27 protein-coding genes and 1 pseudogene are annotated in these 26,247 nt (G+C 69.3%); 11 read left to right on the forward strand and 17 right to left on the reverse strand.

Going from position 1 to position 26,247, the window contains the following annotated elements; genetic code table 11:
* Positions 1 to 39 precede the first annotated feature (39 nt).
* Positions 40 to 450, forward strand: coding sequence for a L,D-transpeptidase (locus tag ACQEU1_RS22250; RefSeq protein ID WP_433204848.1), 411 nt, complete (start codon positions 40 to 42; stop codon positions 448 to 450).
* Between the two features lie 42 nt (positions 451 to 492).
* Here the strand turns inward: ACQEU1_RS22250 and ACQEU1_RS22255 are convergent, their stop codons facing one another.
* The 3 genes from ACQEU1_RS22255 to ACQEU1_RS22265 form a co-directional block, all read right to left on the reverse strand.
* Positions 493 to 918, reverse strand: coding sequence for a hypothetical protein (locus ACQEU1_RS22255; RefSeq protein WP_433204851.1), 426 nt, complete (start codon positions 916 to 918; stop codon positions 493 to 495).
* A 10-nt stretch (positions 919 to 928) separates the two neighbouring features.
* Positions 929 to 1,621, reverse strand: coding sequence for a hypothetical protein (locus tag ACQEU1_RS22260; RefSeq protein WP_433204854.1), 693 nt, complete (start codon positions 1,619 to 1,621; stop codon positions 929 to 931).
* 68 nt (positions 1,622 to 1,689) lie between these two features.
* The gene (locus ACQEU1_RS22265) at positions 1,690 to 2,646 is read right to left on the reverse strand and encodes a Glu/Leu/Phe/Val dehydrogenase dimerization domain-containing protein (protein ID WP_433204857.1); all 957 of its coding nucleotides are present in this window, start codon (positions 2,644 to 2,646) and stop codon (positions 1,690 to 1,692) included.
* A gap of 110 nt (positions 2,647 to 2,756) precedes the next feature.
* Here ACQEU1_RS22265 and ACQEU1_RS22270 point away from each other — a divergent pair, with 110 nt between their 5' ends.
* A complete protein-coding gene (locus ACQEU1_RS22270) occupies positions 2,757 to 3,218 on the forward strand; it encodes an Lrp/AsnC family transcriptional regulator (protein ID WP_433204860.1) in 462 nt (153 codons plus the stop codon).
* A gap of 20 nt (positions 3,219 to 3,238) precedes the next feature.
* Here ACQEU1_RS22270 and ACQEU1_RS22275 read toward each other — a convergent pair whose 3' ends face one another.
* The gene (locus ACQEU1_RS22275; RefSeq protein ID WP_433204863.1) at positions 3,239 to 4,207 is read right to left on the reverse strand and encodes an NAD(P)/FAD-dependent oxidoreductase; all 969 of its coding nucleotides are present in this window, start codon (positions 4,205 to 4,207) and stop codon (positions 3,239 to 3,241) included.
* Positions 4,208 to 4,270: 63 nt separating this feature from the next.
* Between ACQEU1_RS22275 and ACQEU1_RS22280 the strand changes: the two genes are divergently transcribed.
* The gene (locus tag ACQEU1_RS22280; protein ID WP_433204866.1) at positions 4,271 to 5,665 is read left to right on the forward strand and encodes a class II fumarate hydratase; all 1,395 of its coding nucleotides are present in this window, start codon (positions 4,271 to 4,273) and stop codon (positions 5,663 to 5,665) included.
* A 19-nt stretch (positions 5,666 to 5,684) separates the two neighbouring features.
* On the opposite strand, the gene ACQEU1_RS22285 is transcribed toward ACQEU1_RS22280, so the two are convergent.
* Together ACQEU1_RS22285 and trhA are read right to left on the reverse strand one after the other, a co-directional pair.
* Positions 5,685 to 6,341: a hypothetical protein gene (locus ACQEU1_RS22285; protein WP_433204869.1), complete on the reverse strand. Its 657-nt coding sequence runs from the start codon at positions 6,339 to 6,341 to the stop codon at positions 5,685 to 5,687.
* Positions 6,338 to 7,009, reverse strand: coding sequence for a PAQR family membrane homeostasis protein TrhA (gene trhA / locus ACQEU1_RS22290; protein ID WP_285643529.1), 672 nt, complete (start codon positions 7,007 to 7,009; stop codon positions 6,338 to 6,340). Before trhA ends, ACQEU1_RS22285 begins: the two co-directional genes overlap by 4 nt.
* 77 nt (positions 7,010 to 7,086) lie before the next feature.
* Here trhA and ACQEU1_RS22295 point away from each other — a divergent pair, with 77 nt between their 5' ends.
* A complete protein-coding gene (locus ACQEU1_RS22295) occupies positions 7,087 to 7,869 on the forward strand; it encodes an isoprenyl transferase (protein ID WP_433204872.1) in 783 nt (260 codons plus the stop codon).
* Between the two features lie 67 nt (positions 7,870 to 7,936).
* Here the strand turns inward: ACQEU1_RS22295 and ACQEU1_RS22300 are convergent, their stop codons facing one another.
* Positions 7,937 to 8,206 (reverse strand): hypothetical protein, encoded by a 270-nt coding sequence (locus ACQEU1_RS22300; protein WP_433204875.1) that lies wholly within the window; start codon positions 8,204 to 8,206, stop codon positions 7,937 to 7,939.
* An 87-nt stretch (positions 8,207 to 8,293) separates the two neighbouring features.
* The gene (locus tag ACQEU1_RS22305; RefSeq protein WP_285643532.1) at positions 8,294 to 8,551 is read right to left on the reverse strand and encodes a hypothetical protein; all 258 of its coding nucleotides are present in this window, start codon (positions 8,549 to 8,551) and stop codon (positions 8,294 to 8,296) included.
* A gap of 230 nt (positions 8,552 to 8,781) precedes the next feature.
* Between ACQEU1_RS22305 and ACQEU1_RS22310 the strand changes: the two genes are divergently transcribed.
* Both ACQEU1_RS22310 and ACQEU1_RS22315 read left to right on the forward strand, forming a co-directional pair.
* Positions 8,782 to 10,032: a DUF885 domain-containing protein gene (locus tag ACQEU1_RS22310; RefSeq protein ID WP_433204878.1), complete on the forward strand. Its 1,251-nt coding sequence runs from the start codon at positions 8,782 to 8,784 to the stop codon at positions 10,030 to 10,032.
* 388 nt (positions 10,033 to 10,420) lie between these two features.
* Positions 10,421 to 11,728 carry a PhoH family protein gene (locus ACQEU1_RS22315; protein WP_433211660.1) on the forward strand — a complete coding sequence of 436 codons (1,308 nt, stop codon included), beginning with the start codon at positions 10,421 to 10,423 and terminating at the stop codon, positions 11,726 to 11,728.
* Between the two features lie 59 nt (positions 11,729 to 11,787).
* Here the strand turns inward: ACQEU1_RS22315 and ACQEU1_RS22320 are convergent, their stop codons facing one another.
* From ACQEU1_RS22320 to ACQEU1_RS22340, 5 genes are all read right to left on the reverse strand, one after another.
* Entirely contained in the window at positions 11,788 to 12,558 is a 771-nt protein-coding gene (locus ACQEU1_RS22320) for an ABC transporter permease (RefSeq protein WP_433204881.1), read from the reverse strand.
* Entirely contained in the window at positions 12,555 to 13,508 is a 954-nt protein-coding gene (locus ACQEU1_RS22325; protein WP_433204884.1) for an ATP-binding cassette domain-containing protein, read from the reverse strand. The genes ACQEU1_RS22320 and ACQEU1_RS22325 overlap by 4 nt, the downstream gene beginning before the upstream one ends.
* A gap of 4 nt (positions 13,509 to 13,512) precedes the next feature.
* On the reverse strand, positions 13,513 to 14,946 hold the full coding sequence (locus ACQEU1_RS22330; RefSeq protein ID WP_433204887.1) for a GuaB1 family IMP dehydrogenase-related protein: 1,434 nt from the start codon (positions 14,944 to 14,946) through the stop codon (positions 13,513 to 13,515).
* Between the two features lie 933 nt (positions 14,947 to 15,879).
* On the reverse strand, positions 15,880 to 16,662 hold the full coding sequence (locus ACQEU1_RS22335) for a GNAT family N-acetyltransferase (RefSeq protein WP_433204890.1): 783 nt from the start codon (positions 16,660 to 16,662) through the stop codon (positions 15,880 to 15,882).
* 458 nt (positions 16,663 to 17,120) lie between these two features.
* Positions 17,121 to 18,650, reverse strand: coding sequence for an ATP-dependent DNA ligase (locus ACQEU1_RS22340; protein ID WP_433204893.1), 1,530 nt, complete (start codon positions 18,648 to 18,650; stop codon positions 17,121 to 17,123).
* A 91-nt stretch (positions 18,651 to 18,741) separates the two neighbouring features.
* Between ACQEU1_RS22340 and ACQEU1_RS22345 the strand changes: the two genes are divergently transcribed.
* Positions 18,742 to 18,879, forward strand: coding sequence for a hypothetical protein (locus ACQEU1_RS22345; protein ID WP_433204896.1), 138 nt, complete (start codon positions 18,742 to 18,744; stop codon positions 18,877 to 18,879).
* Here ACQEU1_RS22345 and ACQEU1_RS22350 read toward each other — a convergent pair.
* Entirely contained in the window at positions 18,876 to 20,225 is a 1,350-nt protein-coding gene (locus tag ACQEU1_RS22350) for a PLP-dependent aminotransferase family protein (RefSeq protein ID WP_433204899.1), read from the reverse strand. The genes ACQEU1_RS22345 and ACQEU1_RS22350 overlap by 4 nt on opposite strands.
* 47 nt (positions 20,226 to 20,272) lie before the next feature.
* Between ACQEU1_RS22350 and ACQEU1_RS22355 the strand changes: the two genes are divergently transcribed.
* Complete coding sequence (locus tag ACQEU1_RS22355; RefSeq protein WP_433204902.1) at positions 20,273 to 21,172, forward strand: DMT family transporter; 900 nt, start codon at positions 20,273 to 20,275, stop codon at positions 21,170 to 21,172.
* An 18-nt stretch (positions 21,173 to 21,190) separates the two neighbouring features.
* Here ACQEU1_RS22355 and ACQEU1_RS22360 read toward each other — a convergent pair whose 3' ends face one another.
* Together ACQEU1_RS22360 and ACQEU1_RS22365 are read right to left on the reverse strand one after the other, a co-directional pair.
* The gene (locus ACQEU1_RS22360) at positions 21,191 to 21,745 is read right to left on the reverse strand and encodes a hypothetical protein (protein ID WP_433204905.1); all 555 of its coding nucleotides are present in this window, start codon (positions 21,743 to 21,745) and stop codon (positions 21,191 to 21,193) included.
* A gap of 52 nt (positions 21,746 to 21,797) precedes the next feature.
* Positions 21,798 to 23,774, reverse strand: a complete 1,977-nt coding sequence (locus ACQEU1_RS22365; RefSeq protein ID WP_433204908.1) for a thioredoxin domain-containing protein — start codon at positions 23,772 to 23,774, stop codon at positions 21,798 to 21,800.
* A gap of 85 nt (positions 23,775 to 23,859) precedes the next feature.
* Here ACQEU1_RS22365 and ACQEU1_RS22370 point away from each other — a divergent pair.
* The 3 genes and pseudogenes from ACQEU1_RS22370 to ACQEU1_RS22380 all read left to right on the forward strand — a co-directional run.
* A pseudogene (locus tag ACQEU1_RS22370) lies at positions 23,860 to 24,612 on the forward strand (metallophosphoesterase); the annotation flags it as partial.
* A 29-nt stretch (positions 24,613 to 24,641) separates the two neighbouring features.
* Positions 24,642 to 25,256: a nucleotidyltransferase domain-containing protein gene (locus ACQEU1_RS22375; RefSeq protein ID WP_433204911.1), complete on the forward strand. Its 615-nt coding sequence runs from the start codon at positions 24,642 to 24,644 to the stop codon at positions 25,254 to 25,256.
* On the forward strand, positions 25,253 to 26,011 hold the full coding sequence (locus ACQEU1_RS22380; protein ID WP_433204914.1) for a nucleotidyltransferase domain-containing protein: 759 nt from the start codon (positions 25,253 to 25,255) through the stop codon (positions 26,009 to 26,011). Before ACQEU1_RS22375 ends, ACQEU1_RS22380 begins: the two co-directional genes overlap by 4 nt.
* Here the strand turns inward: ACQEU1_RS22380 and ACQEU1_RS22385 are convergent.
* A complete protein-coding gene (locus ACQEU1_RS22385; protein WP_433211663.1) occupies positions 26,008 to 26,235 on the reverse strand; it encodes a hypothetical protein in 228 nt (75 codons plus the stop codon). The genes ACQEU1_RS22380 and ACQEU1_RS22385 overlap by 4 nt on opposite strands.
* Between the last annotated feature and the right edge of the window lie 12 nt (positions 26,236 to 26,247).

Raw genomic sequence — 26,247 nt, forward strand, 5'->3', positions numbered from 1 at the left:
CCCCATCGTGGTTATCCCACTACCGAGGGGTGATGAGAGATGCGAGTTCTGATCGCGACGGTGCTCCTGATCCTCGGCTTCGCTGTTCCCGCACAGGCTCAGGCGGGATGCACCGTCTACAACGGAGCGTGCCTGGAAAAGCATTCCAACCAGGCGTGGCTGGTCTTCAACGGCAACGTGAGCTACGGGCCGGTGACCATCAGCCACGGCAAGCCGGGGTACGAGACCCCGGTGGGCACTTTCTCCGTACTGCGCAAGGTGAAGAACGACTGGAGTGTCCCCTACAACGGCCCGATGCCGAACGCGGTGTACTTCACCACGACCGGCATCGCGTTCCACCAGGGTGACACGGCGATCCAGTCGCACGGCTGCATCAGGATGCCGATGGACGCGTCGGCTGTCTTCTACGACAACCTGATGATCGGCGAGCAGGTGCAGGTGCTTCCGTAGGTTTCTCCCGTTGCCAGGCCCGGCCGTTCGCGACCGGGCCTGTCAGCACGCCTGCCGCTGCTCGGCGAACTCGTCCGCCGAGAGGTAGTCGCCGTCGAACCCGACCTTGCCGCCCTTCAGGCCGTCCAGCGTGAACTCGGCGGTCGAGGTCTCCTCGTTGCGCCGCACCGACAGCACGAGCGTCTGGTCGCCCTTCGGCGGCTGCCAGGCGACCTTCTCCTGCGCGCCCTCCGGCTTCTGGCCGACCGTCACCTCGCGGATCCGCACGGGCTGCGCGAACTCGAGCCGCCAGATCTCCTTGCCAGCCGCCTCGACCCGCATGTCCGCCACCGCGGACTGGTCACAGCCGGCGTCGACGAACTGCGGCAGCCCGGTCGGCGTGAGCTTCACCGCCCAGGACTGCGCGGAGGAGCAACCCCCGAGCGCGGTCACCGCGGCCAGCACCGCGACCAGCTTCCACCGGGTCATGCACGTCTCCTCAGCCGATCGCCGCCCACCAGCACCCATCATCGCGTCCCAGCACCGAGACGCGCGAGGCGATACCGTTCGGCAACCAGCCCGTGAGCCGTTCGAGTTCCTTGCCGACCACGACCAGCGCGGTCGCCGGGTCCGCGGACAGGTCGTCCAGCAGCACCGGCACGTCCACCGCGCTGAAGTCCACATCGGACACGGGCCGGCCTGCCGGTTCGTCCCTGGCGCGCACGACCCGCCAGCCCTCGTACCCCTCCCAGGGCACCTCGTCGGCGTCGAGCTCCCCGACGTCCTGCCTGACCAGGCCGATGGTCCCGCCGAACCGCCCGGCGAGCGTGCTCAGCCGCAACGGGTGCTCCAGGTTCCCCGGCTCGGCGCGGGTGCGCTCGTACGGCCTGCCGAGGCGGCGTGCGACCCGTTCGACGGTCACGTGCACGCCGTCCTCCAGCGCGGCCACGACCAGTTCGACGTCCCGCGAGCGGTTGAGCGCCTCCGGCAACGCGAGCTGCGCGACCGCGAACCCCGGCAGCACCGCGATGTCGGGCACGACCAGCTCCGGCACCGTCAGCTCGACGAGCACGTCCGAACCCCAGCGCGACGTGCCGACGGCGGCGTTGACCCGGCGTTCCACCAGGTCGGACAACGGCTGCCAGTACACGGTGCGCCGGGCACGCGCGACGGGACCCGCCCACCACGGCATGCCCGGGACCACATCGGCCCAGTACACGTGAATCACAAGCCCCCCAGGAATTGTGCTACCTGGTCAGGCTACTGAAGTTCGCTGTCTTCCCGCTGACGCAACAGCCGCCCGACCGCCGCCTCGATCCCGTCGACCCTCCGCAACGCGGTCTCGTGGTCCACCCCGTCGTCCTCCCGGGCCAGCGTGTAGACCACCCCACCCGCACTCGCCACGTGGTCAGGCACCCACACGATCCCCCGCGCGGCCAGCAGCCCGGCCACCCCGTCTTCGGTCAACTGGTTGTTGGCAGGCCCCACGACCAGCTTCACGTCGAGGTTCCGCACCACCTCGGGGCTCAACACCCCGCCCACCGCGGCAGGCACGAGCACGTCGGCCGTGGTCGTGTACGCCTCTTCCGGCTCCACCCACCCGAACTCCCCGGTGCGCCTGCTCGCGTCCACATCGGACACCACGACGTCCGCACCCTCGAGTCCTCTGGCGACGAGCTCCCCCACCGACCCGAACCCGCTGATCACGACCTTCCTCCCGGCGAGGTCGGCCGTCCCGAACGCGTGCCGCGCGCCCGCCCGCAACGCCGCCAGCACGCCTCTCGCCGTGGGACCGCTCGACGACCCCGTGCCACCGTGCGCCTCGGGAAGGCAGTAGACGAACGGCGTGATCTCGTTCAGCACCGCCATGTCGTCCGGCCCGGTCCCGACATCGGGCGCGGCGCGGTAGGTGCCGCCGAACTCCGCGATCAGCTCGGCGTGGTCCAGCAACACGGCCCGTCGCCGCTCCGGCGTGAGCTCGCGGTCGACCACGATCACGCTCTTGGCCCCGCCGTGCGGAACCCCGGCCGCCGCACACTTCGACGTCATGGCTCTGGACAACCTCAGCACGTCCGCGACGGCATCGGCGACGTGCGCGTACGGCTTCATCCGGCACCCCCCGACCGCCGGTCCCGCGACCGTCGAGTGCAGGGCGACCATCGTGGTCATCCCCGATCGCGGCCCGGTGCGGACGACGAGCCGTTCGTGCTCCCACATCTGCGTTCCTCCCGAACTTCGCTCAAGCTGCGAGCACGAAGTTAGGGTGATCGCCGAAGGAGATGGGTCGTTGCCGAACTTCGTTCGCCCGAGGCAGGCCAGGGAGTGACATGGATGAACTTGATTCGGCGATCGTGCGGGAACTCCAGCGCGATGCCCGGCAGTCGAACCGGGACATCGCCCGCAAGGTGGGGGTGGCGCCCTCGACGTGCCTGGAACGCACCCGCCTGCTGCGCGAACGAGGCGTGATCCGCGGCTACCACGCCGAAATCGCCCCGTCCGCGCTGAACCGGGGCGTGCAGGCGCTGGTGTCGGTCCAGGTCCGTCCGCTGAGCAGAGCGGTGATCGAGGCCTTCAAGGCGTTCGCCGCCGGTCTGCCCGAGGTGACCGCGGTGTTCGTGATGGCGGGCAACGAGGACTTCGTGATCCACGTGAGCGCCCAGGACAACGACCGCCTGCACGCCTTCCTGGTCGACCGGCTGAGTCACCGCAAGGAGATCGTCGGCTTCCGCACGTCGATCATCTTCCAGCACCTGGCCAAACACGATCCGGCCCCGCTGCCGGGGACCTGACCGGTCCCCGGCCGCCGGCGTCAGGTGCCGTCGCTGGAGTGCCCCGGGAAGAGGTGTGCGGACGGGTTCAGCGCCACCGCGATGTTGTTGACCGCTGTCGCCGCCTCCCCGAACCCGGTCGCGATCAGCTTGACCTTGCCGGGGTACTGCGCCACGTCGCCTGCCGCGTAGACCCGGTCCAGCCTGGTCTTCATGGTCGAGTCGACGAGCACCGCGCGGTGGTCGAGCTCCAGCCCCCACGACTCGATCGGACCGAGGTCGGCGGTGAACCCGAGGGCGGCGACGACGGTCTGCGCGGGCAACGTCCGCGCGTCACCACCCTTGACCTTGATGTCCACTTCGGACAGTGGTTCGCCGCGCAGCGCGAGCACCTCGGCGTCGGTGATGATCTCGACCCCGAGCTCGCGCACCTGCCGGACGGTGGCGGCGTGCGCGCGGAAGTTGGCCCTGCGGTGGACGATCTTCACGCTCGCCGCGATCGGGTGCAGCGCCAGCGCCCAGTCGAACGCCGAGTCGCCACCACCGACGATCACCACGTGCTGGTCCGCGTGCTCGGCGAGCACCGGCACGAAGTGCACCATGCCGCGCCCCAGCCAGCCGTCGCCCGCGGGCAGCGGCCGCGGGTTGAACTCGCCCATCCCGGCCGTGATCAGCACGGCCTTCGTGATGATCGAGGACCCGTCCGCGAGACCGATCCGCAGACCGTCCTCAATGGACTCACAGGTGCGCGCCTGGCGGCCGAGCAGGTAGGTCGGCTTGAACTGACCGGCCTGTTCCACCAGGCCGTTGACGAGGTCGCGTCCCCGGACGGCGGGGAACCCCGCCACGTCGAAAATCATCTTCTCCGGATACATCGCGGTCACCTGACCGCCCGGTTCGGGCAGGGCGTCCACGACGGCGACGTCCATCTCCCGGAAGCCTGCGTAATAAGCGGCGAACAACCCAGTCGGACCCGCTCCCACGATGAGGAGGTCGACGTCACGCTCCATGAGTGGTGCCCTTCTGCCAGTGGTGGGTGGCAGTGCTGTGATCGACCATAGAGACTCGGAGGTATGTCTGAACAGGAGTACCGCGTCGAGCACGACACGATGGGTGAGGTCCGCGTGCCGGTCGACGCATTGTGGCGCGCCCAAACCCAACGCGCGGTCGAGAACTTCCCGATTTCCGGTCGAGGCCTGGAACGCGCCCAGATCCGCGCGCTCGGTCTGCTCAAGGCCGCGGCCGCCCGTGCCAACGCCCGCCTCGGCGTTCTGGACGAGGACCTCGCGTCCGCCATCGCCACCGCCGCCGACGAGGTCGCCGCGGGCAAGTGGGACGACCACTTCCCGGTCGACGTCTTCCAGACGGGTTCCGGCACGTCCTCGAACATGAACGCGAACGAGGTCATCGCCACCCTGGCCACCCGCGCGCTGGGCCGCGACGTGCACCCGAACGACCACGTCAACGCCTCGCAGTCGTCCAACGACACGTTCCCGACGACCCTGCGCGTGGCCGCCACCGAGGCCGTGGTCACCGACGTGATCCCGTCGCTCCAGCACCTCCTCGGCGTGCTGGAGTCACGGGCCGCCGAGTGGTCCGACCTGGTCAAGTCCGGCCGCACGCACCTCATGGACGCGGTGCCGATCACGCTGGGCCAGGAGGCGGGCGCCTGGGCGTCGCAGGTCCGCTACTCCGTCGAGCGCCTCTCGTCGTCCGTCCCGCGCCTCGCGGAACTCCCGATCGGCGGCACCGCCGTCGGCTCCGGCCTGAACGCCCCCGCGGAGTTCGGCGCCCTGGTCTCCGCGGAACTGGCCGCCGCCACCGACCTCCCGCTGGCCGAGGCCCGCGACCACTTCGAGGCGCAGGCCACCCAGGACGGCGTCGTCGAGATCTCGGGCCAGCTCCGCGCCACCGCCGTGGCGTTGTTCAAGATCGCCAACGACCTCCGCTGGCTGGGTTCCGGCCCCCGCACCGGCCTCGGCGAGCTCGCCCTGCCGGACCTCCAGCCGGGCAGCTCGATCATGCCGGGCAAGGTCAACCCGGTGATCTCCGAAGCCACGATGATGGTCGTGGCCCAGGTCATCGGCAACGACGCCGCCGTCGCGTTCGCCGGCTCGCAGGGCAACTTCCAGCTCAACGTGATGCTGCCGGTCATCGCCCGCAACGTGCTGGAGTCGTCCCGCCTGCTCGCCGCGGTGTCCCGCCTGCTCGCCGACAAGGTCCTGCTCGGCACCGAACCCTCGGCCGACCAGATGCGCGAGTACGCCGAGTCGTCGCCGTCCATCGTCACGCCGCTGAACCGCTACATCGGCTACGAGGAGGCGGCGTCGATCGCCAAGCAGTCGCTGAAGGAGCGCAAGACGATCCGCGAGGTGGTGCTGGAACGCGGCCACGTGCCGGGAAAGCTCACCGAGGAGCAGCTGGACGCGGCCCTGGACGTCCTGCACATGGCCCGAGGCGGCCGCTGACGTTCAGGCGCTCCGGTCGTCACGCCTCGGCGACCGGAGCCGCCACGTCCTCGGCGAGGAACGGGTATCTCCGCACGACGGCCGAGTGGTCGACCTTCGGCACAGTCCAGTGATGGGCTCGCATGTGCGCGAGGAACTCCTCCGGCAACGTCACGTGGTAGTTCCGCAGGTAGTGGCCGAGCGTGCCGCTCCAGAACCACACGCCGTCGGTCCACTCACCCCGATCGCGGAGACGGGGACCCTCCGGGTCGAGGAGGTCGGTCGCCGGCGACGCCGTGATCAAGACGACCTCGCCCTGTTCCAGGTAGCGCAACGCGTCCTGCTCCCACGGCTGCTCACCACCGGCCATCGCGGCCCTGACCTCGTCCGCCGTCCGGTAGAAGCCGACCTCCCTGGCCGCCGGACCGCCGTCGAGAAGCTGGTACGGGGTGACCAGGAGCTCGTGCCGCGCCTCCACGCCCCACGGCTGGGCGGTCGAGACCGTGACGAGGTCGCCGTCGGCCGCCACCACCTCGCAGGCGATCTCGAGGTAGCACGGGAGCTCGTCCTCGGGGTGCACACCGACGGCAGGCGCCTGGTCGACCAGAGTCCACTCGACCCCGGACGCGTCGACGAGCCGGACCTCGACCCTCTGGTCGTCGACCCACCGGACCGCCTGGCACCGCAAGCGAGTCACGAGTACATCGCGAGCCAGATCGCGATGTAGTGGCAGATCGCCGCCACCACGGTCGCCGCGTGGAAGAACTCGTGATACCCGAACACCTGCGGCCAAGGGTTCGGCCAGCGGGTCGCGTAGAACACCGCGCCCACCGTGTACAAAGCGCCACCCACCAGCAACAGCACTAGAGCCGCGACCCCGGCGTGGTGCAGCAGCTCGGGCAGCACGAACACCGCCACCCAGCCGAGCGCGATGTAGATCGGCACCCCGAGCCACCGCGGCGCGTGCGGCCACGCCAGCTTCAGGGTCACGCCGAGCAGCGCGCCGATCCAGACGACCCACAACACGGTGGAACCGGTCCCGGGGTCCATGGCCAGCAGGGCGAACGGCGTGTAGGTGCCCGCGATGAACACGAAGATCATCGAGTGGTCCATGCGCTTCATCCACGTGCGGACGCGGTCGGACTTCCACGTCACGCGGTGGTACAGCGCCGAGACGCCGAAGAGGCCGAGGACCGTCAGGCCGTAGACGGAGGTGGCCAGGGCGGCGCGCGCGGACACTGTGGACGCCGCGAGTGCGATGAGTGTCGCGCCTGTCGCCACCGAGGCGATGAACGACCAGAAGTGCAGCCATCCACGCAGGCGCGGCCGCAGTCCGGGCTGGGGAGGAACGGTCGCAGTGGTCACGGGGCCCTAGGTTACGCGACCGTAGGTTTCCGACCACGGCTCAGTGATGAACCTTGCACGGCGTACGCTGTTCGGACGTGGCACTCCGCACCCGTGTGAAAGACGTCGCCGTCCACCTCTACGAGTGGATACTCCGGCGCGAGGTGAGCTCGAGCGCCCAGGCTCCCAAGCACGTGGGCGTGGTCCTCGACGGCAACCGCCGGTGGGCGCGGGAAGCCGGGTTCACGGACGTCGCACATGGACACCGGGCCGGCGCGCGCAAGATCCTCGAGCTGCTCGAGTGGTGCGGCGAGGCGAACGTCGAGGTCGTCACGCTCTGGATGCTGAGCACCGACAACCTCAGCCGCGACAACGACGAGCTGGCGCCGTTGCTCGACATCATCGCGGACATCACCGACGAGCTGGCCGAGGACGGCAAGCCGTGGCGGGTGCGGCACGTCGGCGCGCTCGACATGCTGCCCAAGGAGCACGCCGAACGTCTCTCGAACGCCACCGCGCGCACCAAGAACCGCACGGGCATCCAGGTCAACGTCGCCGTCGCGTACGGCGGCCGGCAGGAGATCGCGGACGCGGTCAGGAAGCTGTTGCAGGCGCACGCGGAGCGCGGCGGCACGATCGAGGAGCTCGCCGAGGTCCTCGACGTCGACCACATCGCCGAGCACCTCTACACGTCCGGGCAGCCCGACCCCGACCTGATCATCCGCACGTCCGGTGAGCAGCGGCTCTCCGGCTTCATGCTGTGGCAGTCGGCGCACTCGGAGTTCTGGTTCTGCGAGGCCTACTGGCCCGGTTTCCGCCGCACCGACTTCCTGCGGGCGATGCGCGAGTACGCCAAGCGCCACCGCCGCTACGGCGGCTGACGGTCCTCCACGAACGCCGAAGGGGCGCCCACCGCGAGGTGAGCGCCCCTTCGTTCGAACTGCGAGATCAGCCCCAGTGCGGGCCGAAGTCGTCGCCGTCCTCGATGCCACCGGCGGCGCAGGTCTCGGTGATGGAGGGCGAGTTCACCGGAACCGCTCCACCGAGCACCGCGACGTTGTTGCCACAGGCACCGACGACGCCGTTGAGGTTGTTGGCGTTGCCGACGATCAGCAGCGGCTCGTTGACCCAGTGGTGGCCGGGGGCGGCCATTGCCGGGGAACCGATGGCGGCGAACGCAGCAGCGACGCCGAGAGCGGCGGCAGCCTTCTTCAGCACGATTTTTCTCCTCATGAAGGTTTAAAGCGGGAAAAACGCGTCTGGGGGCGCCAGAAATGACGCCCCCAGACGTGGATCAAAGGGAGATCAGCCCTCGTCGACGATGCCGCCGGCGGCGCAGGTCTCGGTGATCGACGGCGAGTTGATCGGCACGGCGCCGCCCAGGACACCGACGTTGTTGCCGCAGGCGCCGATGGTGCCGTTCAGGTTGTTGCCGTTGAGCAGAACCAGCAGGGGGCCGTTCTTCCAGTGGTGTCCACCGTGGCCCTCGCCGGCCATGGCGGCCGGGGCGAACGCGAGCGACAGCGCGGCGGCAGCAGCCACCACGGCACAAGCCTTCTTCATGTGATTCTCCTTCATGTCGGGTTATCCCCGTCATTTCCGGAGTCTTCGGGGATCTCCGGAGTCGGTGGGGTCTCCGGGCGGAAACGCTATAGGTGTTGATCCGAATTGGCGGCCCGCGTGACCCCATTGTGTGACGTCAAGATCAACAACATTCCCCGATGGAGTGGTCGTCGATTCACGATTCGGTCGCGAGTAAGACGCTGTGGTAGACGCTCTAAGCTCTCCGGCTCATGGAAGCCAACGAGCTCGTGCGGGCCTACCTGGTGCTGGGGCTGCGGCTCGGGCGCCTGGTGCCCGGGTTCGTCGACTCGTTCACCGGCGACCCGGCCCTGAGCCGCGCCGTCGACAACGAACCGCGCCTGCACCCGAGGGCGCTGGGCGACCACGCGCGGCTGCTGCGCCGCGAACTCCCCGGCAGCGACCTCGCCGACCAGCGCAAACAGTTCCTCGACGCGCACCTGAGGGCGTTGGAGTGCACCGCGCGCAAGCTCGACGGCCAGGTCGTCTCGTTCGTCGACGAGGTGCAGCAGTACTTCCAGGTGCGCATCCGCCCCGGCGACGAGGACGCGTACCGGCAGGCCCACCGCAGCCTCAACGCCGTGCTGGAGGGCCCTGGGACGCTCGCCGAACGCCTCGGCGACTTCCGCGCGGACGACGAGGTGCCCCGGCGCCGCCTCCAGGGCGCCGTGCAGGCGTTGTCGAGCGCCCTGAGGGACCGCGTGCGGCAGAAGTTCGCGCTGCCCGAGCAGGAGATCGTCGAGTACCAGATCGTCACGAACAAGCCGTGGAGCGGCTTCAACTACTACCTGGGCGGCTACCGCAGCCGGGTCGCGGTCAACGCCGACCTCGGGCACCGCATGTCGAACCTGCCGCACCTGGTCGCGCACGAGTCCTATCCGGGCCACCACACCGAGCACTGCCGCAAGGAGGCGGGGCTGGTCGCGAAGCGCGGCCACGCCGAGCAGTCGATCTTCCTGATCAACACGCCGCAGTGCCTGATGGCCGAGGGCATGGCGGACCTGGGCCTGCACGCCGCGGTCGGGCCCGGCTGGGGCCGGTGGACGGAGGAGGTGCTCGGCGACCTGGGGTTGCGAATGGACGGCGCACTGTCCGAAAAGGTCGAAGCGGCGGCGTCCGGCCTGCTCACGGTGCGGCAGGACGCCGCGCTGCTGCTACACGATCGGGGTGCGGATCAGGATGACGTGGTTGCGCATCTGTGCAGGTGGCTGCTAGTCCCCGAGGCTCGCGCACGGCAAATGGTTCGTTTTCTGGCGGACCCGCTGTGGCGCGCGTACACGACCACATACGTCGAAGGGGTGCGTCTCGTGCGGGCGTGGTTGGACGTCCGTGCGCCTGGAGAGTCGCTCGACTCCCGCTATCTGAGACTTCTCGACGAGCCGCTCGTGCCGGATTCACTCGAATCCCAGGTGCGCGACGGTCTCTCGTGGCTTGCCCGCAACACCCAGGAGAACGCCATCTGACCAGCTAGAACACGGCTGCGGCCATGTTTCGGGCGGTTGTCCGGCAGATGACAAATTCGGATTCACCTGTGTGGCTTCGTGCAGATGGGGCACTTCCACAGGTAACTTCGAAAGCGGCGGGACGCGACCACTGCGGACCGCGCAGGGAGGCTCTGATCGTGGCAGAAAACGTCGCGAGGGGGCCGGCACCCGGCCCTCGTGGTCGACCTGCCTGACGCCGTACCGGCGGAAGGCGAGACGACCGATCAGGGTGGTGCCTGGCCCAGCGAGGAGCGGACGCGGGTGCCGCGTTCGTGAGGGAGTTGCCGTGAACGCACGACGTCCCGCGAGCCGTACCTCAGGCTCATCGCGCAGTTCTTCCTCCAGGCGCAAGTCCGCCGCCCCAGCCATCACGACATATGTGCTGGACACGTCGGTACTGCTGTCCGATCCTCTCGCCCCCACCCGGTTCGCGGAGCACGAGGTCGTGCTGCCGCTCGTGGTGATCAGCGAGCTGGAGGGCAAGCGCCACCACCCCGAACTGGGCTGGTTCGCGAGGGAAGCCCTGCGCCTCCTCGACGACCTGCGCTTGCGGCATGGTCGCCTCGACTCGCCCATCCCCATCGGGGATGTGGGAGGCACCTTGCACGTCGAGCTCAACCACTCCGACCCGGAGGTGTTGCCATCAGGTTTCCGAACGGACTCCAACGACGCCCGAATCCTCGCGTGCTCCCTCAACCTCGCTGCTGAGGGCCGCAACGTCACCCTGGTGACGAAGGACATGCCGCTGCGGGTCAAGGCCGGATCGGTCGGCCTGCCGGCGGAGGAGTACCGGGCGCACGACGTGACCCTGTCAGGCTGGACGGGAATGTCCGATCTGGACGTTCCGCAGTCCCTCGTGGACGGCCTGTTCAAGGAGAACGTCGTCGACCCCACCCAGTACGAGGACCTCGAGCACATCGCCGAGCTGCCCTGCCACACCGGACTCCGGTTGCTGTCGGGCACGTCGAGCGCTCTGGGGCGGGTGACCGCGGACAAGCAGATCAGGCTGGTGCGCGGGGATCGGGAGGCGTTCGGACTGCACGGGAGGTCCGCGGAACAGCGGATCGCCCTGGATCTCTTGCTGGACTCCGAGGTCGGCATCGTCTCGCTGGGCGGACGTGCGGGCACCGGCAAGTCGGCACTGGCGCTCTGCGCGGGCCTCGAGGCCGTGATGGAGCGCAGGCAGCACCGGAAGGTCGTGGTGTTCCGGCCGTTGTACGCGGTCGGTGGCCAGGAGCTCGGATACCTGCCGGGTAGCGAGAACGAGAAGATGGGGCCGTGGGCGCAGGCGGTGTTCGACACCCTCGGCGCGCTGGTGAGCCAGGCGGTCGTGGAAGAGGTGATGGACCGCGGGATGCTCGAGGTCCTGCCCCTCACCCACATCCGCGGCCGTTCGCTGCACGACTCGTTCGTGATCGTGGACGAGGCGCAGTCGTTGGAGCGCAACGTGTTGCTGACCGTGCTGTCGCGGCTGGGCAGCAACTCGCGGGTGGTGCTGACGCACGACGTGGCGCAGCGCGACAACCTGCGGGTCGGCCGGCACGACGGCGTGGCGGCGGTGATCGAGAAGCTGAAGGGCCACCCGCTCTTCGCTCACGTCACGCTGACGCGCTCGGAGCGTTCGCCGATCGCGGCCCTCGTCACCGAGATGCTGGAGGAGGACTACGCCTCGTAGTTCCCGTCCGCTGGTGTGAAACGGCCCCGCGCACTTCGTTGCGCGGGGCCGTTCTGCTTCTAGTCCAGGGCCCGTTTCATGAAGCCGCGCAGGCCGAGTGCGCCGAAGCCCGCGATGGCGGCGACGAGCACGAGCAGCACGATCGGCAGCGGGATGTGCGGCACGTTCGGCACGAGCTCGGCGCGCATGCCCTCGCTGACGTACGTGAGCGGGTTGAGCGCGCAGATCACCTTGAACCACAGCAGGTCGTCGCTCAGCGACCGCCACGGGAACTGCGACGAGCCGGTGAACAGCAACGGCGTGAGGATGACCGCGAACATGACGTTGACGCGTCGCGCGGGCACCGACGTGCCGATGACCATGCCGACACTGCCGCCTGCGAGGCATCCCAAGATGATCACGAGCAGAGCGCCGGGAATCCCTTCCCACGCCCAGGAGACGTCGAGCATGACGAACCCGACGGGCACCATCAGCACGGCCGCGAAGAAGCCGCGGATGGCGCCGAACACGATCTTCTCGACGGCGACGAGCGGGATGGAGATGGGCGCGAGCAGCCGGTCCTCGATCTCGCGCGTCCAGCTGAAGTCGAGCACCAGCGGCAGCGTGGTGTTCTGCAGCGCGCCCAGGAAGCCGTTCATCGCGATGATGCCGGGGAGCAGCACCTGCGCGAAGTCGTTCTGCACGTAACCGATGTCCCCCAGCACCTTCGCGAAGATGAAGAGGATGAAGAACGGCTGGATGATCACCTGGGCGAGGAAGCTCGGCAGCTCGCGGCCCGTGACGAAGACGTCGCGCCACAGGATCGCCTGGAACGTCCTGAGTTGGCTCACCGCAGCTCCCTGCCGGTCAGGTGGATGAAGACGTCCTCGAGGCTGGGCTTGCCGATCGCGACGTCGCTGACCGTCACGTCGAGGTCCCGCAGCACGTTCAGCACCGCGGGCAGCGTGATCGAGGTGTCGGCGTCGGTGTAGACGCGGAACATGTTCCCGATCTCCTCGACCCGCTGCGCTCCGTCCACTTCGGACAGAGCTTGGGTGATCTTGGCGCTGTCGTGGCCGTTCGGGCTCACCGTGACGCTGACGGTGTTGCTGCCGGGCAGGTTCTTGGTGAGCGCGTCCGGCGCGTCGAGCGTGAGCAGCTTGCCGTGGTCGACGATGCCGACCCGGTCGCACAGCTTGGTGGCCTCGTCCATGTCGTGCGTGGTGAGCACGACCGTGACGCCGTCCGCGTGCAGCGCCGCGATCCGTTCGTGGACGAAGAGCCGGGCCTGCGGGTCGAGACCGGTGCTCGGTTCGTCGAGGAAGAGCACCTTGGGCCGGTGCATGAGCGCGCGGGCGATCATGAGCCGTTGCGCCTGCCCGCCGGACAACGTGTCGACGAGCGCGTTCTGGTGGTCCTTGAGGCCCATCCGCTCGATGATGTCGTCGGCGAGCTGCTGCCGTTCCTTCGGCCCGATGCCGTGGTAGGCGGCGTGGAACAGCAGGTTCTGCCGCGCGTTGAGCGACCGGTCGAGGTTGTTGCGCTGCGGCACCACCGCCAGCAGCTGCCGCGCCTGCTTGGAGTCGGCCACCACGTCGACCCCTTCCACGAGCGCCTGCCCCGACGTGGGGCGGACGCGCGTGGTGAGGACACCGACCGTCGTCGTCTTGCCGGCGCCGTTCGGCCCGAGCAACCCGAAGACCTCGCCGCGGTGGACGTCGAAGCTCAATCCGTCCACCGCAGGCTTTTGTCCAGTTTTATAGACTTTGCGGAGATCTCTTACCGAGACCGCTTCGTCCACTTTCTCACCATCCCCCTGGCAACGGCCTTCCCTCCGCAAAACCAGCGGCGGACTGAACGCCGAGCACAGCCTTGTCGTGGAATTCCTCCAGCGAGGTCGCGCCGGCATACGTGCAGGCCGAGCGAACGCCGGACGTTATCGCATCGAGCAGATCCTCCACGCTCGGACGCACCGGGTCCAACTTCATTTTCGAAGTGGAGATCCCTTCCTCGAACAACCCCTTCTTGGCCCGCTCAAACGCGTTGTCCCCCCGCGTCCGCGCACTCACCGCCCGCTTCGAGGCCATTCCAAAGGATTCTTTGTAAAGGTTGCCGCGCTCGTCCCGCTGCAGATCTCCGGGCGACTCGTAGGTCCCCGCGAACCAACTGCCGACCATCACGCTGCTGGCCCCGGCCGCAAGCGCCAGCGCCACGTCCCGCGGGTGCCGCACCCCGCCGTCGGCCCAGACGTGCTTCCCGAGCCGGCGCGCCTCTTTTGCGCACTCGGCCACAGCGCTGAACTGGGGCCGCCCGACGCCGGTCATCATCCGCGTCGTGCACATCGCACCGGGCCCGACCCCGACCTTGATGATGTCGGCCCCGGCCTCGACCAGATCCCGCACACCCTCAGCCGTGACCACGTTCCCCGCGGCCACCGGCACACCGATTTCCTTGAGCGCCTGGAGCGCGGCGATCATCTTCTCCTGGTGCCCATGAGCCGTGTCCACGACGAGCACGTCGACCCCGGCCTTGACCAACGCCTCAGCCTTGGCCCGCACGTCCCCGTTGACCCCAACGGCAGCCGCGACCTTCAACTTCCCGTCGTCATCCTTGGCAGGCTGATAAACCTCGGCCCGCAGCGCCGTCAACTCGGTCAGCACCCCACGAAGCCGCATCGCCTCGTCCACCCCCAACGCCACCTTGTGCGCGCTGTGGTGCAACTCGTCGAACACGTCCTGAGGCCGCGACTCGAGCGACAACTTCAACACGTCGGTGTTCATGACATCGCCAAGCCGAGCAAACCGATCAACCCCGGTCAACGCCGCCTCGTCAACAACCCCGAGCGGCCGCCCACCGTCGTCCACAACAACAACGGCCCCATGAGCCCGCTTGTGGAGGAGGTTCCACGCATCAGCGACCGCATCCCCAGTGCCGAGCGTCAACGGCGTGTCCCAAACAGGATGCCGCTCCTTGACCCACGCGATGATCTCCGCAACGGCCTCGGTGGGCACGTCCTGCGGAATCACCACCAGCCCACCCCGCCGAGCGATGGTCTCAGCCATCCGCCGCCCGGCCACGGCCGTCATGTTCGCGACGACAACGGGAATGGTGGCCCCGGTACCGTCCGAAGTGGAGAGGTCGACACCGAACCGCGACTCCACGGCACTGCGGCCGGGAACGAGGAACACGTCGTCGTAGGTCAGGTCGTAAGAGGGTCGATGCCCTTCGATGAACCGCACGTGCTTCCACGATACCCGCAGCGTCTCCCCAGGGCACGCCGCTCGAACCGCACCCCCGCGCGACCCGCCAGCGGTGCGGCAGGCGGGTGCGCACCAGTTGCGCCGGCCCACCTACAGTCGCCGACCGTGCGCTGCACCCGCCTGTTGGCTCCGCCTGCGTGCGCCCTGCCGACCTTTGCCCGGCCTGGGCACGCCTCGCTGGCCGTGCGGTCGCGGGCGTGCAGTGGCGGGCGTGCAGTGGCGGGCGTGCGGTGACGGCCTGGACCGGCCAGCCATCTCCGTCACTCAGCGTGCTCTGCCAACCTTGCCTCACGGGGATCAGCCCGCCCGTCAGTCGTGCTGCTACGGGCTGGTTGGGCGGCGCACAGGCCGGTCCTGACTGACAGCGCCACCCACCGCAAGATCGCGAGTTATCCACAGGCTGACGGCATTCTGACCTGCGGATACCCCTGGTTGGGATAACCTGTGGATAGCCGGGAACCCAAAACGCTTTTCACTCGTTCCGCAAGGTAAGGAAGCGCGGGGGGCGGGTCGGACGGATGCTCACCGGCTGTGTTGTACAGGTGGCCAGCGCCGAGCCCTGGACGTGACGAGGTCAGGCCAGTCGGGGCACGTCGAACGTGCCGAAGTCAGGCCGGCTGGAGACGGGCAGCATGTCGGCGCGCTGCCCAGCGCGACGCCGGTTCGGGCGGCCTTGCGCCACCTCCAGCCCAGCCGGAGCGGTCCACTTCAGCCGGAGCCGCCCGGGACGTCGGCGCCGCCGGACGGCTCGAGGGTTGCCCCGAGTTCCTGCGTTGCCTCAGGGCTTAGGGTTCCGCGCGACGCTCGGGGGACTCCACTCGGCGCTTGGGGACTCCACGCGGCGCTCGGGGACTCCACGCGGCGCTCGGGGACTCCACGCGGCGCTCGGGGATTCCGCGCGGCGCTCGGGGGTTACCGCGGGGTCCAGGCGTAGCCCGTGGTAGTGGTGATGGTGGTGAAGCCGAGGCGTTCGAGGATCGGGCGGCTGTCCTCGGAGGCGTCCACCTGGAGGTACTTGGTGCCTCGCGCCACGGCGAGCCGGGCTCGGTGGGCGATCAGGGCTTTGTAGATGCCCTTGCCTCGCCAGGCTTTGAGGGTGCCGCCGCCCCACAGGCCCGCGAACTCCGTGCCGGGGACGAACTCGATGCGCGAGGAGGAGACGACCCGGCCGTCTGCCTCGGCCAGGACGGCGATCGTGTTCGGGTCGTTCTGCTTGTCGAGGAGGTGGGCTGCCAGCCAGTCGTGGTTGCGGCCGAAGACTTCGGCGGCGGTGGCGGCCAGGTTGTGGATGTCGGCCTCGGTGGTGGCCTCGCGGATCGTCACGCCGGCCGGGGTGGCCTGGGTGGTCATGGCGGAGGCCAGGCCTACCAGGACTGTTTCGCGGCCTTCTGATTCGAAGCCTGCTGCTTCCAGGCGGGCTGGGAGGTCCGCTGGGGTGTCGTGGCCCCAGGTCTTCCACTCGACGGGCTGGTTGCGGGCTGCGAAGAAGTCGCGTTGGCGGGCGATGAGGGTGTCGAGGGCCTTGCCCTCGACGTTCAGGGTCGGGGGGCCGCCGATGAAGCCTCGGCGGCTTGGCCAGGTCACGCGGAACACCGGGCCGTCCTGGTGCACCTCGGCGTCCTGGTCCGGGATCGTCCACTCTGCTGGGCGGGCCTGGGTGTCGAAGGCGCTGAGCAGCGCGGCTGCGGAGGTCATTCGGCGACGCTAGGGGTGGCGGTGGCTTGGGCGCATGTGAATATCGCCCCCTCGCCTGCGGCCTCGCCTCGCAACGGCGGGCCTCGCGACGCCTCGGCTGACGACGCCACGCCTGCCGAGGCCTGGCATGGCACCAGCCGGACTGGGCTGGGCTGGCATCGGGCCGGCTGGCCTGGTCTGGCATCGACTAGGCGGGGCGAGACTCGGTTGGGCGAGACTCGGTTGGGCGAGACTCGGTTGGGCGAGACTCGGTTGGGCGAGACTCGGTTGGGCTGGCCTGGTTGGGCTGGCCTGGCTCGGGCTGGCCTGGCTCGGGCTGGCCTGGCTCGGGTCGGGTCGGCCCGGGCCGGCTCGGCTCCGCTCGGCTCGGGGCGGGTCGGGTCGGGTCGGATCGGCTCCGCTCCGCTCGGGCCGGGGCGGCTCAGCTCGGGTCGGCTCGGGGCGGGAGCGTTGCGGTTTCAGGGGGTGGGGGTTGGGTTTGCTGTGGGCAGGAGGGCCCGCACCTCCTCGATCGTGGTGGCTTCTGACGGGTCCTTGTCCGGGCGGTAGCGCACTACTCGGGCGAAGCGCAGGGCTACGCCTCCTGGGTAGCGCGGGGAGACCTGGACGCCGTCCAGTTCGATCTCGATCACCAGTTCCGGGCGGACCATGACCACCCAGTCGTTGCGGTCGGTCGCGATTTCCTGGAGGGCTTCGGTCTGCCACTTCAGCAGGTCGTCGGTCAGGCCCTTGAAGGTCTTGCCCACCATGACCGGGGGGCCGCCGTCCGGGTCGCGGGCGCCCAGGTGCAGGTTCGAGAGCCAGCCTCGGCGGCGGCCGCTGCCCCACTCGACGCCGAGGACCACCAGGTCGAGGGTGTGGACCGGCTTCACCTTCTGCCAGGCCTTGCCTCGTCTGCCCGCCGCGTAGGGCGAGGCCAGCGACTTCACCATCACGCCCTCGTGGCCCGCGGCGAGGGCAGCTGCCACCACGTCCGCGGCCTGCGCCGGGGTCGGGTCCAGCACGCCTGGGATCACGTGCTCGCCCGCTACCTGGCGCAGGGCGGCCAGGCGGTCGCGGAGGGGGTCGTCGAGCAGGTCCTTGCCGTCGAGGTGCAGGCAGTCGAAGAAGTACGGGTGCAGCAGCAGCTCTCGTTCGTCCTGCGCGCCGAAGCGGCTCATCGTCTCCTGGAACGGGCGGGGTCTGCCCTCGTCGGTCAGGGCCAGGGTCTCGCCGTCCAGCACCACGGAGGTGCAGGGCAGGCCTCGGACCAGGTCGACCAGTTCGGGCACGGTCTTGGTGATCTCGCGCAACGTGCGGGTGTAGACGTGCACCTCGTCGCCGGAGCGGTGCACCTGGATGCGGGCGCCGTCCAGTTTGTGCTCCACCACGCAGCTGCCGATCTCGGCCAGCGCGTCGTCCAGCGACTCGGCGGGCGAGGCCAGCATCGGGCGCAGGGGGCGGCCCACCTCCAGCCGGAACGCCTCCAGCGCTTCGGCGCCGCCATCCAGGGCGGCCACGGCCGTCTCCGGCAGGCGGCCGGACAGCATGAACGCCCGCCGCACCGTCTCGCCGGGCACGTCCGCCGCGGAGGCGATCGCGTCCAGCATCACGCCCTCCAGCGCGCCCTGGCGGAGCTCGCCGGTGAGCAGGCGGCGCAAGAAGTCCTGCTCCTGCTCGGTGGAGCGGGCGAAGAGCGCCGTCAGCAGGTCCACCCGGCGTTGCGCCGAGCCCTTGCCGGACGTCGCGGCGACCTCGGCCAGCACCGCGTCAACCTCGGCGATCGTCAGCTCGGCACGCTCACCAGGCACCACGGACAGGTCGACGACGGTGCGCCAGCCCGTGCCGATCCGCCCCTGCCGCGGCGTGCCTATGAGGAAGGACACCACCGCGACCACCACATCCGCCGGCGCCGCGCGCAGCAACGCGGACAGCGCCTTGACCTTGGCCAGGCGCGACCGGGTCGCCGCCACCGCGGCCGACGTGTCGACCACTTCGGAGAGAAGCACAGGTCTCATGGTGCACCCGAGCACTGACATTTTCTGGAGGCGCGGACTAGGCTGGCGGGGTCAACCGTTCTACCTGGGGGTTTACCGCGCCATGCGTGTTTTCATCGCTGCCGCCCTGCTGTTCGCGGCGGTCGCCGCCACCTCGTTCGGCGGTCCCGCCACCGGCGACCGCGAGCACATCCTCGGCGCAAGTGCCGACACGAGCGCCAAGCGCGAGCACATCCTCTAAACGGAGAGGTCCGCGATCTCCCTGACCGCCTCGCGCAGGCGGTCGGGCGTGAGCGCCGCGTACCCGAGGACCAGGCCGGGCCACGTGGGCGTGCGCGTGTACTGCGCCAACGCCCAGACGTGCACGCCACGCTCGGCGAGCCTGCTCTTCAACGCGAGGTCATCGGTCCCGTCCGGCATGCGCAGCACGACGTGCAAACCGGCCGCGACGCCGATGGGCTGCCATGCGGGCAAATGCGATGCAACCGCTTCCAGCAACGCATCGCGCCTCTTCCGGTAGAGCGCGCGCGTACGGCGCAGATGCCGGTCATAGCCGCCCGTGCGCAGCAAGTGTGCGAACGCGGCCTGTGGGATCGTGCCGGTGCCCATGTCGTTGTACTGCTTGCGTTGCACGATGCCCTCACGCAGGCGTTCCGGCACCACGAGCCAGCCGAGGCGCAACGCGGGCGCGAGCACCTTGCTCGTCGTCCCCTGGTAGACGACGTGGTCGGGGGCGAGCGCCTGCAACGCACCCAGAGCCGGCCGGTCGTAGCGGTGTTCGGCGTCGTAGTCGTCCTCGATGATCAACCCGTCCCGCTCGCGCGCCCACTCGACGAGCGCTCGCCGCCGTTCCGGGTGGAGCACCACGCCCAGCGGGAACTGGTGTGCGGCGGTGACGAGCACGGCTCGACAGTCCGTTTTGGACAGCAGGTCGACGCGGATTCCCTTGTCGTCCACCGGAACCGGCACGGTGTTGAGGCCGTGCGACCGGAGCATGTGCTCGCCACCGAAGTGGCTGGGCTCCTCGATCGCGATGCTGCCGTTGAGGATTCTCGCGGTGAGCTGCAGCCCGTCCGCGGCGCCGTTGGTGATCACCGCGTCCTTCGCGGCGACCGCCCGGACGCGCGCCAGGTAGTCGACGATCTCCTTGCGCAGCCCCACGAACCCGGCCGGGTCGGGGTAGGCGAGGTCGTCGTCGGGGAGCTCGGCGAGCGCCGCGCGGTGCGCCGCCACCCACTCGGCACGCGGGAACGCGCCCAGGGCGGGTAGGCCGGGCCGCAGGTTGTAGCGCCAGCGCTGCGGTGGTTCCGGGACGCCGCACGCGCCTGCCGGGCCAAGGCTCGCGACGGTCGTGCCCGAGCCGCGCCGCGTCGTGAGGTAGCCCTCCGCGACGAGCTGCGTGTACGCCGACGTGACGGTGCCGCGCGCCACCTCGAGCTGGGCGGCCAGGTCGCGGCTCGACGGCAGGCGTGTGCCGGGTGGCAGGCGCCCGTCCCGGATCGCCCTGCGCAGCTCGACCTCCACGCCACGGCGCCGCTGATGCCCCGGCAACAGCAGCTCACGGAAAGTGGTCCAGTTCGTGGCCATCGAAGTGGAGCTTAAACCTGGACCAGTTCGGCGCAAGGCTTGCTGTCATGAAACTCGGGGTGGCCGCGGGAGCGACAGCGGCAACGATCGTCGGTGCGTCGGTACCGGTCACGGGAATGCTGGAGGGCTACCCGGTCCTGACCGGTCAGGCCATGCGCTACGCCCTCGGCGCGGCGGTGTTGCTGCTGGTGGCGCGCCGCCTGCCGATGCCGTCGTGGCGGGACGTGCCGCCGCTGCTCGGCGTGGTCGTCACCGGCATGCTCGGCTTCAACGCCGTGCTCATCGCCGCCCAGCAGTACGCGGAACCCGGCTTCGTCGCCGCCGTCATGGGCGGCGCGCCGATCGCGTTGGCGCTGCTTTCCCGTCAACGCACCGCATCGGCCGTTGTGGGTGCTGTGGTGGTGGCTGCGGGCATCGTGCTGTTGTCCGGCGGCGGCTCGTGGCACGGACCTGGCCTTGCCCTTGCGTTGGTCACCATGGCCGGTGAGGTGTGCTTCACGCTTTTCGCCGTGGGAGTCGTACGACGCCTTGGAGTGCTCGGCGTCGCCACGTGGACCTGCATCCTCGCCACGGTGATCGGCGCGGTGCTCGGGACGTTCGTCGGTGGCTGGCGGATGCCGGACACGCGGCAGGCCTTCGCGCTCGGGTTGCTGGCGGTGGTGGTAACCGCGCTGGCGTTCGGGCTCTGGTACTTCGCCGTGAACCGCCTGGGCTCCGACCGCGCCGGCGTGCTCATCGGCCTGATGCCGGTGTCCGGCCTCGCAACCTCCGTGCTGCTAGGTGCGCAGTCACTCTCTCTCGTGTCGGTCATCGGCGTCAGCACGGTCGCACTCGGGTGCGTCATCGGGCTCCGGAGGTCTCAGACGCCGAGGTCGGACGAGCAGGGTGACACGTCACCGGAGAGCAGGACTCCGGTGACGTCGACCATCGGCGTCGTCAACGGGTAGCTACGGCCCTTGTGCCTGTCAGGCCAGATCTGGTCCCTGCGAACGCAGATCGTCGACACGGGACATGGCATCGCGAAGTTCGTCCAGCCACGTGTCCGCGTGTTCGCCCACCAGCCGCACGGCCCATGCGAGGGCGTCTGCCCGTGAGCGCGCCACGCCGGCGGCGACGAGCGTGTCGAGCACCTGGCGTTCCGGCTGACGCAGACGCGTCATGACCGGCACGGCCAGGTGGGTGAAGAGCTCGCGCGTGCCGCCCTGGACGGCTCCCCAGGCGACCTTGCGGCCGTAGCGGTGCTCGGCCTGGCGCGCGATCTCGATGCGTTCGTCCCGGGTCTCCTCACGCCAGCGCGAGAGGCGGCCCGACTCCGCCGCGGACCTGGAGGCGTCGTCGAACTCGCCCTCCAGGTCCGGCAGGGTGCCGATGACCGTGATCTCCTCGCGGTCGACGATCACCTCGGGCTGGCCGGTGAACCAGCCGTCCGGGAGCCTGCCCGCGAACCACGCCGCCGCGTCGTCGGCCGAGGGCAGGTCGGCCTGCTGCCACCCGCCTCTGCCTCGCCATCCACGTGCCATCACAACCACCTCTGATTACATGATTACGTCATTACTGACGTTACGCCTGCAATCAGCGAAGGGTGTTCGCCATCAGCGAAGTGACCAGGGCTTCTGCGGAAACGACCGGCCGATCGCAGACGTAGCCGCGGCACACGTACGCGGCCGGGCCCTCGTCGACCAACGGCCGGTCCTCCAGCAACGGCACGGATGACGGCTCACCGGCCACGACGACGCCGCCTCCGGGCACGTTGGCCACCGCCGCCGCCCACAGCGACGCACGCCGTGTGTCGTCGGCGCCCACCACGGCCACCTGCAACGGTCCGGCCACCAACGCCTCGGCGACGGTCAGCCAGTGCCCGGCGAACCGCGGCGCACGGGCCACCAACAGCCCGGCCCGCGTCACGGCCGCGGAAGCAGCCTCGAAGTACCGCGAAGCACGATCGGCGCCGGACAGCAGCGAGGCGGTCAGCAGAGCCGAGGCCAACGACGACGCACCCGATGGCGACGCATTGTCCGTGGAGTCGGCAGGACGCCGTACCAACGTCTCGGCGTCGTCAGCCGTGTCGTAGTAGGCGCCAGGAGAGTCAGGAACAGCGAAACGAGAGAGTGCGGTGTCCAGCAGGCCGCACGCGAGGTCGAGCCAACGGATCGAGCCGGTGACCTGATGCAACGCCAACAGCCCATCGGCGACGCAGCCGTAGTCCTCCAGCACCCCGAACGACGGCCCGGCAACGCCGTCCCGTGAGGTGCGCAGCAGCCGTCCCTCCACCACGTGCACGGAGGCCAGCAACGACGCCGCGTCCGAAGCCGCCGCGATCCACGACGGTTCGTCGAAGAACGCCCCCGCCTCGGCCAGAGCAGCGATGACCATGCCGTTCCACGAGGCGATCACCTTGTCGTCACGGCCGGGCTGCGGCCGTGACGCACGCACGGCCAACAACGACGCACGCACCTCCTCCCCCGGCTCCGACACGAACCGCAACGTCGACTTGCCGTCCTCGAAGTTCGGCTCGGAAGTCACCCCGAACGCAGCAGCAGCGGAACCCAACTCCTCGAAGGACCACACGTAGGTAAGGCCCTCAACGCCGGAAGTGTCCGCATCCAACGACGCTGCGAACCCTCCATCGTCCGTGCGCAACTCACGCAACAAGAACCCGACCGTGTCACGCACAACGCGCGCATAGCGTTCAGCACCCGTCACACGAGAGAGATGCACGTAGAACCGCAGCAACAAAGCGTTGTCGTACAACATCTTCTCGAAGTGCGGCACCACCCACGACGCATCGACGCTGTACCGCGCGAACCCGCCACCGAGCTGGTCGTAGAGCCCGCCGTTGGCCATCGCATCGGCCGTGGCGGTGGCCATCGACACGGCCTCGACCGACCCTGTCCGTTCGTGGTGCCGCACCAGGAACTCCAGCGCCATCGACGGCGGGAACTTCGGCGCGCCACCGAACCCGCCGTTGCGCCGGTCGAACTCCCCGAGCAACGACACCACGGCACCGGCGAGCACGTCCGCGTCCACAACGGACGGCGGCAACGGCGCGGCGTGCCGGGAGATCTCCTCCACCACAGCGGAAGCGGACTCCAGGATCTCCGCGGGACGAGAGGCCCAGGTCGCCGCCACGGCCTCCACGAGCTGCCGGAACGACGGCATCCCCGGCCGCGGCGACGGCGGGTAGTAGGTGCCCGCGTGGAACGGCCGCGCGTCCGGCGTCAGGAACACCGTCATCGGCCACCCGCCAGACCCGGTCATGGCCTGCGTGACCTCCATGTACACGGCGTCGACGTCCGGGCGTTCCTCCCGATCCACCTTCACCGCCACGAAGTTCTCGTTCAGGAACGCCGCCACCGCAGCGTCTTCGAACGACTCGTGCGCCATCACGTGACACCAGTGGCAGGCGGCGTAGCCGACGGACAGCAACACCGGCACGTCGCGCCGCCGGGCCTCCTCGAACGCCTCCTCGGACCACGGCCACCAGTCGACCGGGTTGTCCGCGTGCTGCAGCAGGTAGGGGCTGGTCGCGTCCGCGAGTCGGTTCGCCATGACCTCCACCCTAAATCGCCTGCGAAACCAGCGACTGTCGATCAAACTCGACCTCGTGGACGACTCGACGAGCGGCAGACCCGCACACGACCTGAGGCACGAGACCGGACCGTTCGACGTGTTCGGTGACGTGCACGGATGCCGTGCGGAGTTGGAAGAGCTGCTCGTGAAGCTCGGGTACGAGGTCCAGCACGACGACGAGGGCCGCGCGACGGACGCGATCCCCCCGCGGAACCGCAAGGCCGTGTTCGTCGGCGATCTCGTCGACCGCGGCCCGGACACCCCTGGCGTGCTGCGCCTGGTCATGGGCATGGTCGCCAACGGCCACGCCCTCAGCGTGCGCGGAAACCACGAGGAGAAGCTCGTGCGCGCGTTGCGCGGCCACAACGTGACGGTGCGCCACGGCCTGGAGAAGTCGCTCGACCAGCTGGCGCGGGAAACGCCCGAGTTCCGGCGCCAGGTCGAGGAGTTCTGCGCCGGCCTGGCCCATCACCACGTCCTCGACGGCGGCGCCCTCGTCGTCGCGCACGCCGGCCTGCCCGAACGCATGCACGGCGGCACCGGCGGCAAGGTGCGCAGCTTTGCGTTGTACGGGGACACGACCGGCGAGACAGACCAGCACGGAATGCCCGTGCGCCTGCCGTGGGCCAAGGGCTACAAGGGCGCGGCGATGGTGCTGTACGGGCACGTCCTCTCACCTGAGGCGAAGTGGGTCAACAACACCATGTGCCTCGAAACGGGCGTGGTGTTCGGCGGAAAGCTGACCGCACTGCGCTATCCGGAACGCGAGCTCGTCTCCGTCCACGCGCACCAGGCCTGGTACCGCAGCAGCGCGCCGTTCCCGCCGAACGCCGACCTGGAGGTGTCATGATCCTCCAGGTCGTCATCGGCTCGCACGCCTACGGTCTCGCCGGCGAAGAGTCCGATGTGGACAGGCGCGGGGTGTTCGTCGCGCCCACGGAAGCGTTCTGGCGCTTCGAGAAACCGCCGACGAGCGTCGAGGGCCCCGAACCGGAGCTGCTCAGCTGGGAGGTCGAGCACTTCTGCAGGCTGGGGCTGAAGTCGAACCCGACGGTGCTCGAGACGCTGGTGAGCCCGCTCACCGAGATCAGCACGCCGATGGGCGAGGAGCTCAGGGACCTGTTGCCCGCGTTCCTCTCCCAGTACGCCGTGCGTGCGTTCACGCGCGCGACGGAGATGCAGTTGTCGCGCGCGGGGCGCAACCTCAAGCCGAAACAGCTGATGCACGTCGTACGACTCCGGCTCGTGGGTCTCAACTTGCTGCGCACGGGCCGTTACGACATCACGGCGGACCGCGAGCTCCTCAAGATCCGTCGCGAGGAGATGCCGTGGGCCGACGCCGTCGCGTGGGCGCACAGACTGGGTGACGAGATCGCGGAGGCGAAAGGCCCGTTGCCGGAGGAACCGGACAGGGAACGGGTGGAGGACTGGGTCGTGTCGGTGCGCAGGAGGATGTTGTGAGCTACGAGGTTCCCGACCTGAGCGAGGTGGTCGCCGAGCAGTCGCACGACCTGCTGTTCGCGACGGTCTCCGGCGCGCACCTGTACGGCTTCCCGTCCAGGGACTCCGACGTGGACCTGCGCGGCGTGCACGTGCTGCCGCTCGCGGAGGTTCTCGGGCTGCGGCACGGCCCCGAGACCAAGGAACGCATGTGGGTGCGGGACGGCGTGGAGATCGACCTCGTCACGCACGACGTGCAGAAGTTCTGCCGGCTCCTCACGCGCCCCAACGGCTATGTGCTCGAACAGCTGCTTTCGCCGTTGGTCGTGCACACGACGAACGCGCACGAGGAACTGACAGCGCTCGCGAAGGGGTGCCTGACGTCACGGCACGGGCACCACTACCGCGGGTTCGCCGTCACGCAATGGCGGCTGTTCGAGAAGACCGGCGAGATCAAGCCGTTGCTGTACACGTTCCGTGCGTTGCTCACGGGCGTGCACCTCATGCGCACGGGCGAGGTGAACGCGCACCTGCCGACGCTGGTCAACCTGCTCGACGGCCCCGACTTCCTGCCGGGACTCGTCGAGGCGAAGGTCCTCGGCGAGCACCGCGCGCTGGCGGGAGTGCAGAACAGGCCTGGTCCCGAACGGCTGGAGGCCGACGTCGCGCACTGGCACGAGCAGCTGCGACTGGCGCGGGAGACCAGCGACCTGCCGCTGGAACCGCCCGCGTTCGAAGAGGTCCACGACTTCGTGGTGAACCTCAGGCTGACCTAGTCCTTCTTCTCCGCGGCGGTGTCCTTCGCGGGCTCTGCCGGTTCGTCGAACGACGCCGGCAGGCCCTTGATGTGCTTGTTCATCGACTTGACGAGGAAGAACACCGCGATGAAGAAGACGATCAGCAGGACGAGGCCGACCGGGGAGGACTTGCCGAAGTCCTCGCCCTGGCCGCCCTTGTCGGTGTCGTTCGTGTTCGACGGCTGCACGGCGACGAGCGCCACCGTGCTGCCGAG

It is taken from the genome of Lentzea sp. CA-135723, from assembly GCF_050936595.1.
Taxonomy (GTDB): Bacteria; Actinomycetota; Actinomycetes; order Mycobacteriales; family Pseudonocardiaceae; genus Lentzea.

What these genes read in the sequence shown, in the direction of transcription:
- ACQEU1_RS22280 (WP_433204866.1), top strand. Translation starts at nt 4,271, where the DNA reads ATGTCTGAACAGGAGTACCGCGTCGAGCACGACACGATGGGTGAGGTC.
- ACQEU1_RS22275 (WP_433204863.1), bottom strand. Translation starts at nt 4,207, where the DNA reads ATGGAGCGTGACGTCGACCTCCTCATCGTGGGAGCGGGTCCGACTGGG.
- ACQEU1_RS22355 (WP_433204902.1), top strand. Translation starts at nt 20,273, where the DNA reads ATGAAACTCGGGGTGGCCGCGGGAGCGACAGCGGCAACGATCGTCGGT.
- ACQEU1_RS22350 (WP_433204899.1), bottom strand. Translation starts at nt 20,225, where the DNA reads ATGGCCACGAACTGGACCACTTTCCGTGAGCTGCTGTTGCCGGGGCAT.
- ACQEU1_RS22375 (WP_433204911.1), top strand. Translation starts at nt 24,642, where the DNA reads ATGATCCTCCAGGTCGTCATCGGCTCGCACGCCTACGGTCTCGCCGGC.
- ACQEU1_RS22360 (WP_433204905.1), bottom strand. Translation starts at nt 21,745, where the DNA reads ATGGCACGTGGATGGCGAGGCAGAGGCGGGTGGCAGCAGGCCGACCTG.
- ACQEU1_RS22255 (WP_433204851.1), bottom strand. Translation starts at nt 918, where the DNA reads ATGACCCGGTGGAAGCTGGTCGCGGTGCTGGCCGCGGTGACCGCGCTC.
- ACQEU1_RS22265 (WP_433204857.1), bottom strand. Translation starts at nt 2,646, where the DNA reads ATGTGGGAGCACGAACGGCTCGTCGTCCGCACCGGGCCGCGATCGGGG.
- ACQEU1_RS22335 (WP_433204890.1), bottom strand. Translation starts at nt 16,662, where the DNA reads ATGACCTCCGCAGCCGCGCTGCTCAGCGCCTTCGACACCCAGGCCCGC.
- ACQEU1_RS22365 (WP_433204908.1), bottom strand. Translation starts at nt 23,774, where the DNA reads ATGGCGAACCGACTCGCGGACGCGACCAGCCCCTACCTGCTGCAGCAC.
- ACQEU1_RS22310 (WP_433204878.1), top strand. Translation starts at nt 8,782, where the DNA reads ATGGAAGCCAACGAGCTCGTGCGGGCCTACCTGGTGCTGGGGCTGCGG.
- ACQEU1_RS22250 (WP_433204848.1), top strand. Translation starts at nt 40, where the DNA reads ATGCGAGTTCTGATCGCGACGGTGCTCCTGATCCTCGGCTTCGCTGTT.
- ACQEU1_RS22305 (WP_285643532.1), bottom strand. Translation starts at nt 8,551, where the DNA reads ATGAAGAAGGCTTGTGCCGTGGTGGCTGCTGCCGCCGCGCTGTCGCTC.
- ACQEU1_RS22260 (WP_433204854.1), bottom strand. Translation starts at nt 1,621, where the DNA reads ATGCCGTGGTGGGCGGGTCCCGTCGCGCGTGCCCGGCGCACCGTGTAC.
- ACQEU1_RS22345 (WP_433204896.1), top strand. Translation starts at nt 18,742, where the DNA reads ATGCGTGTTTTCATCGCTGCCGCCCTGCTGTTCGCGGCGGTCGCCGCC.
- ACQEU1_RS22270 (WP_433204860.1), top strand. Translation starts at nt 2,757, where the DNA reads ATGGATGAACTTGATTCGGCGATCGTGCGGGAACTCCAGCGCGATGCC.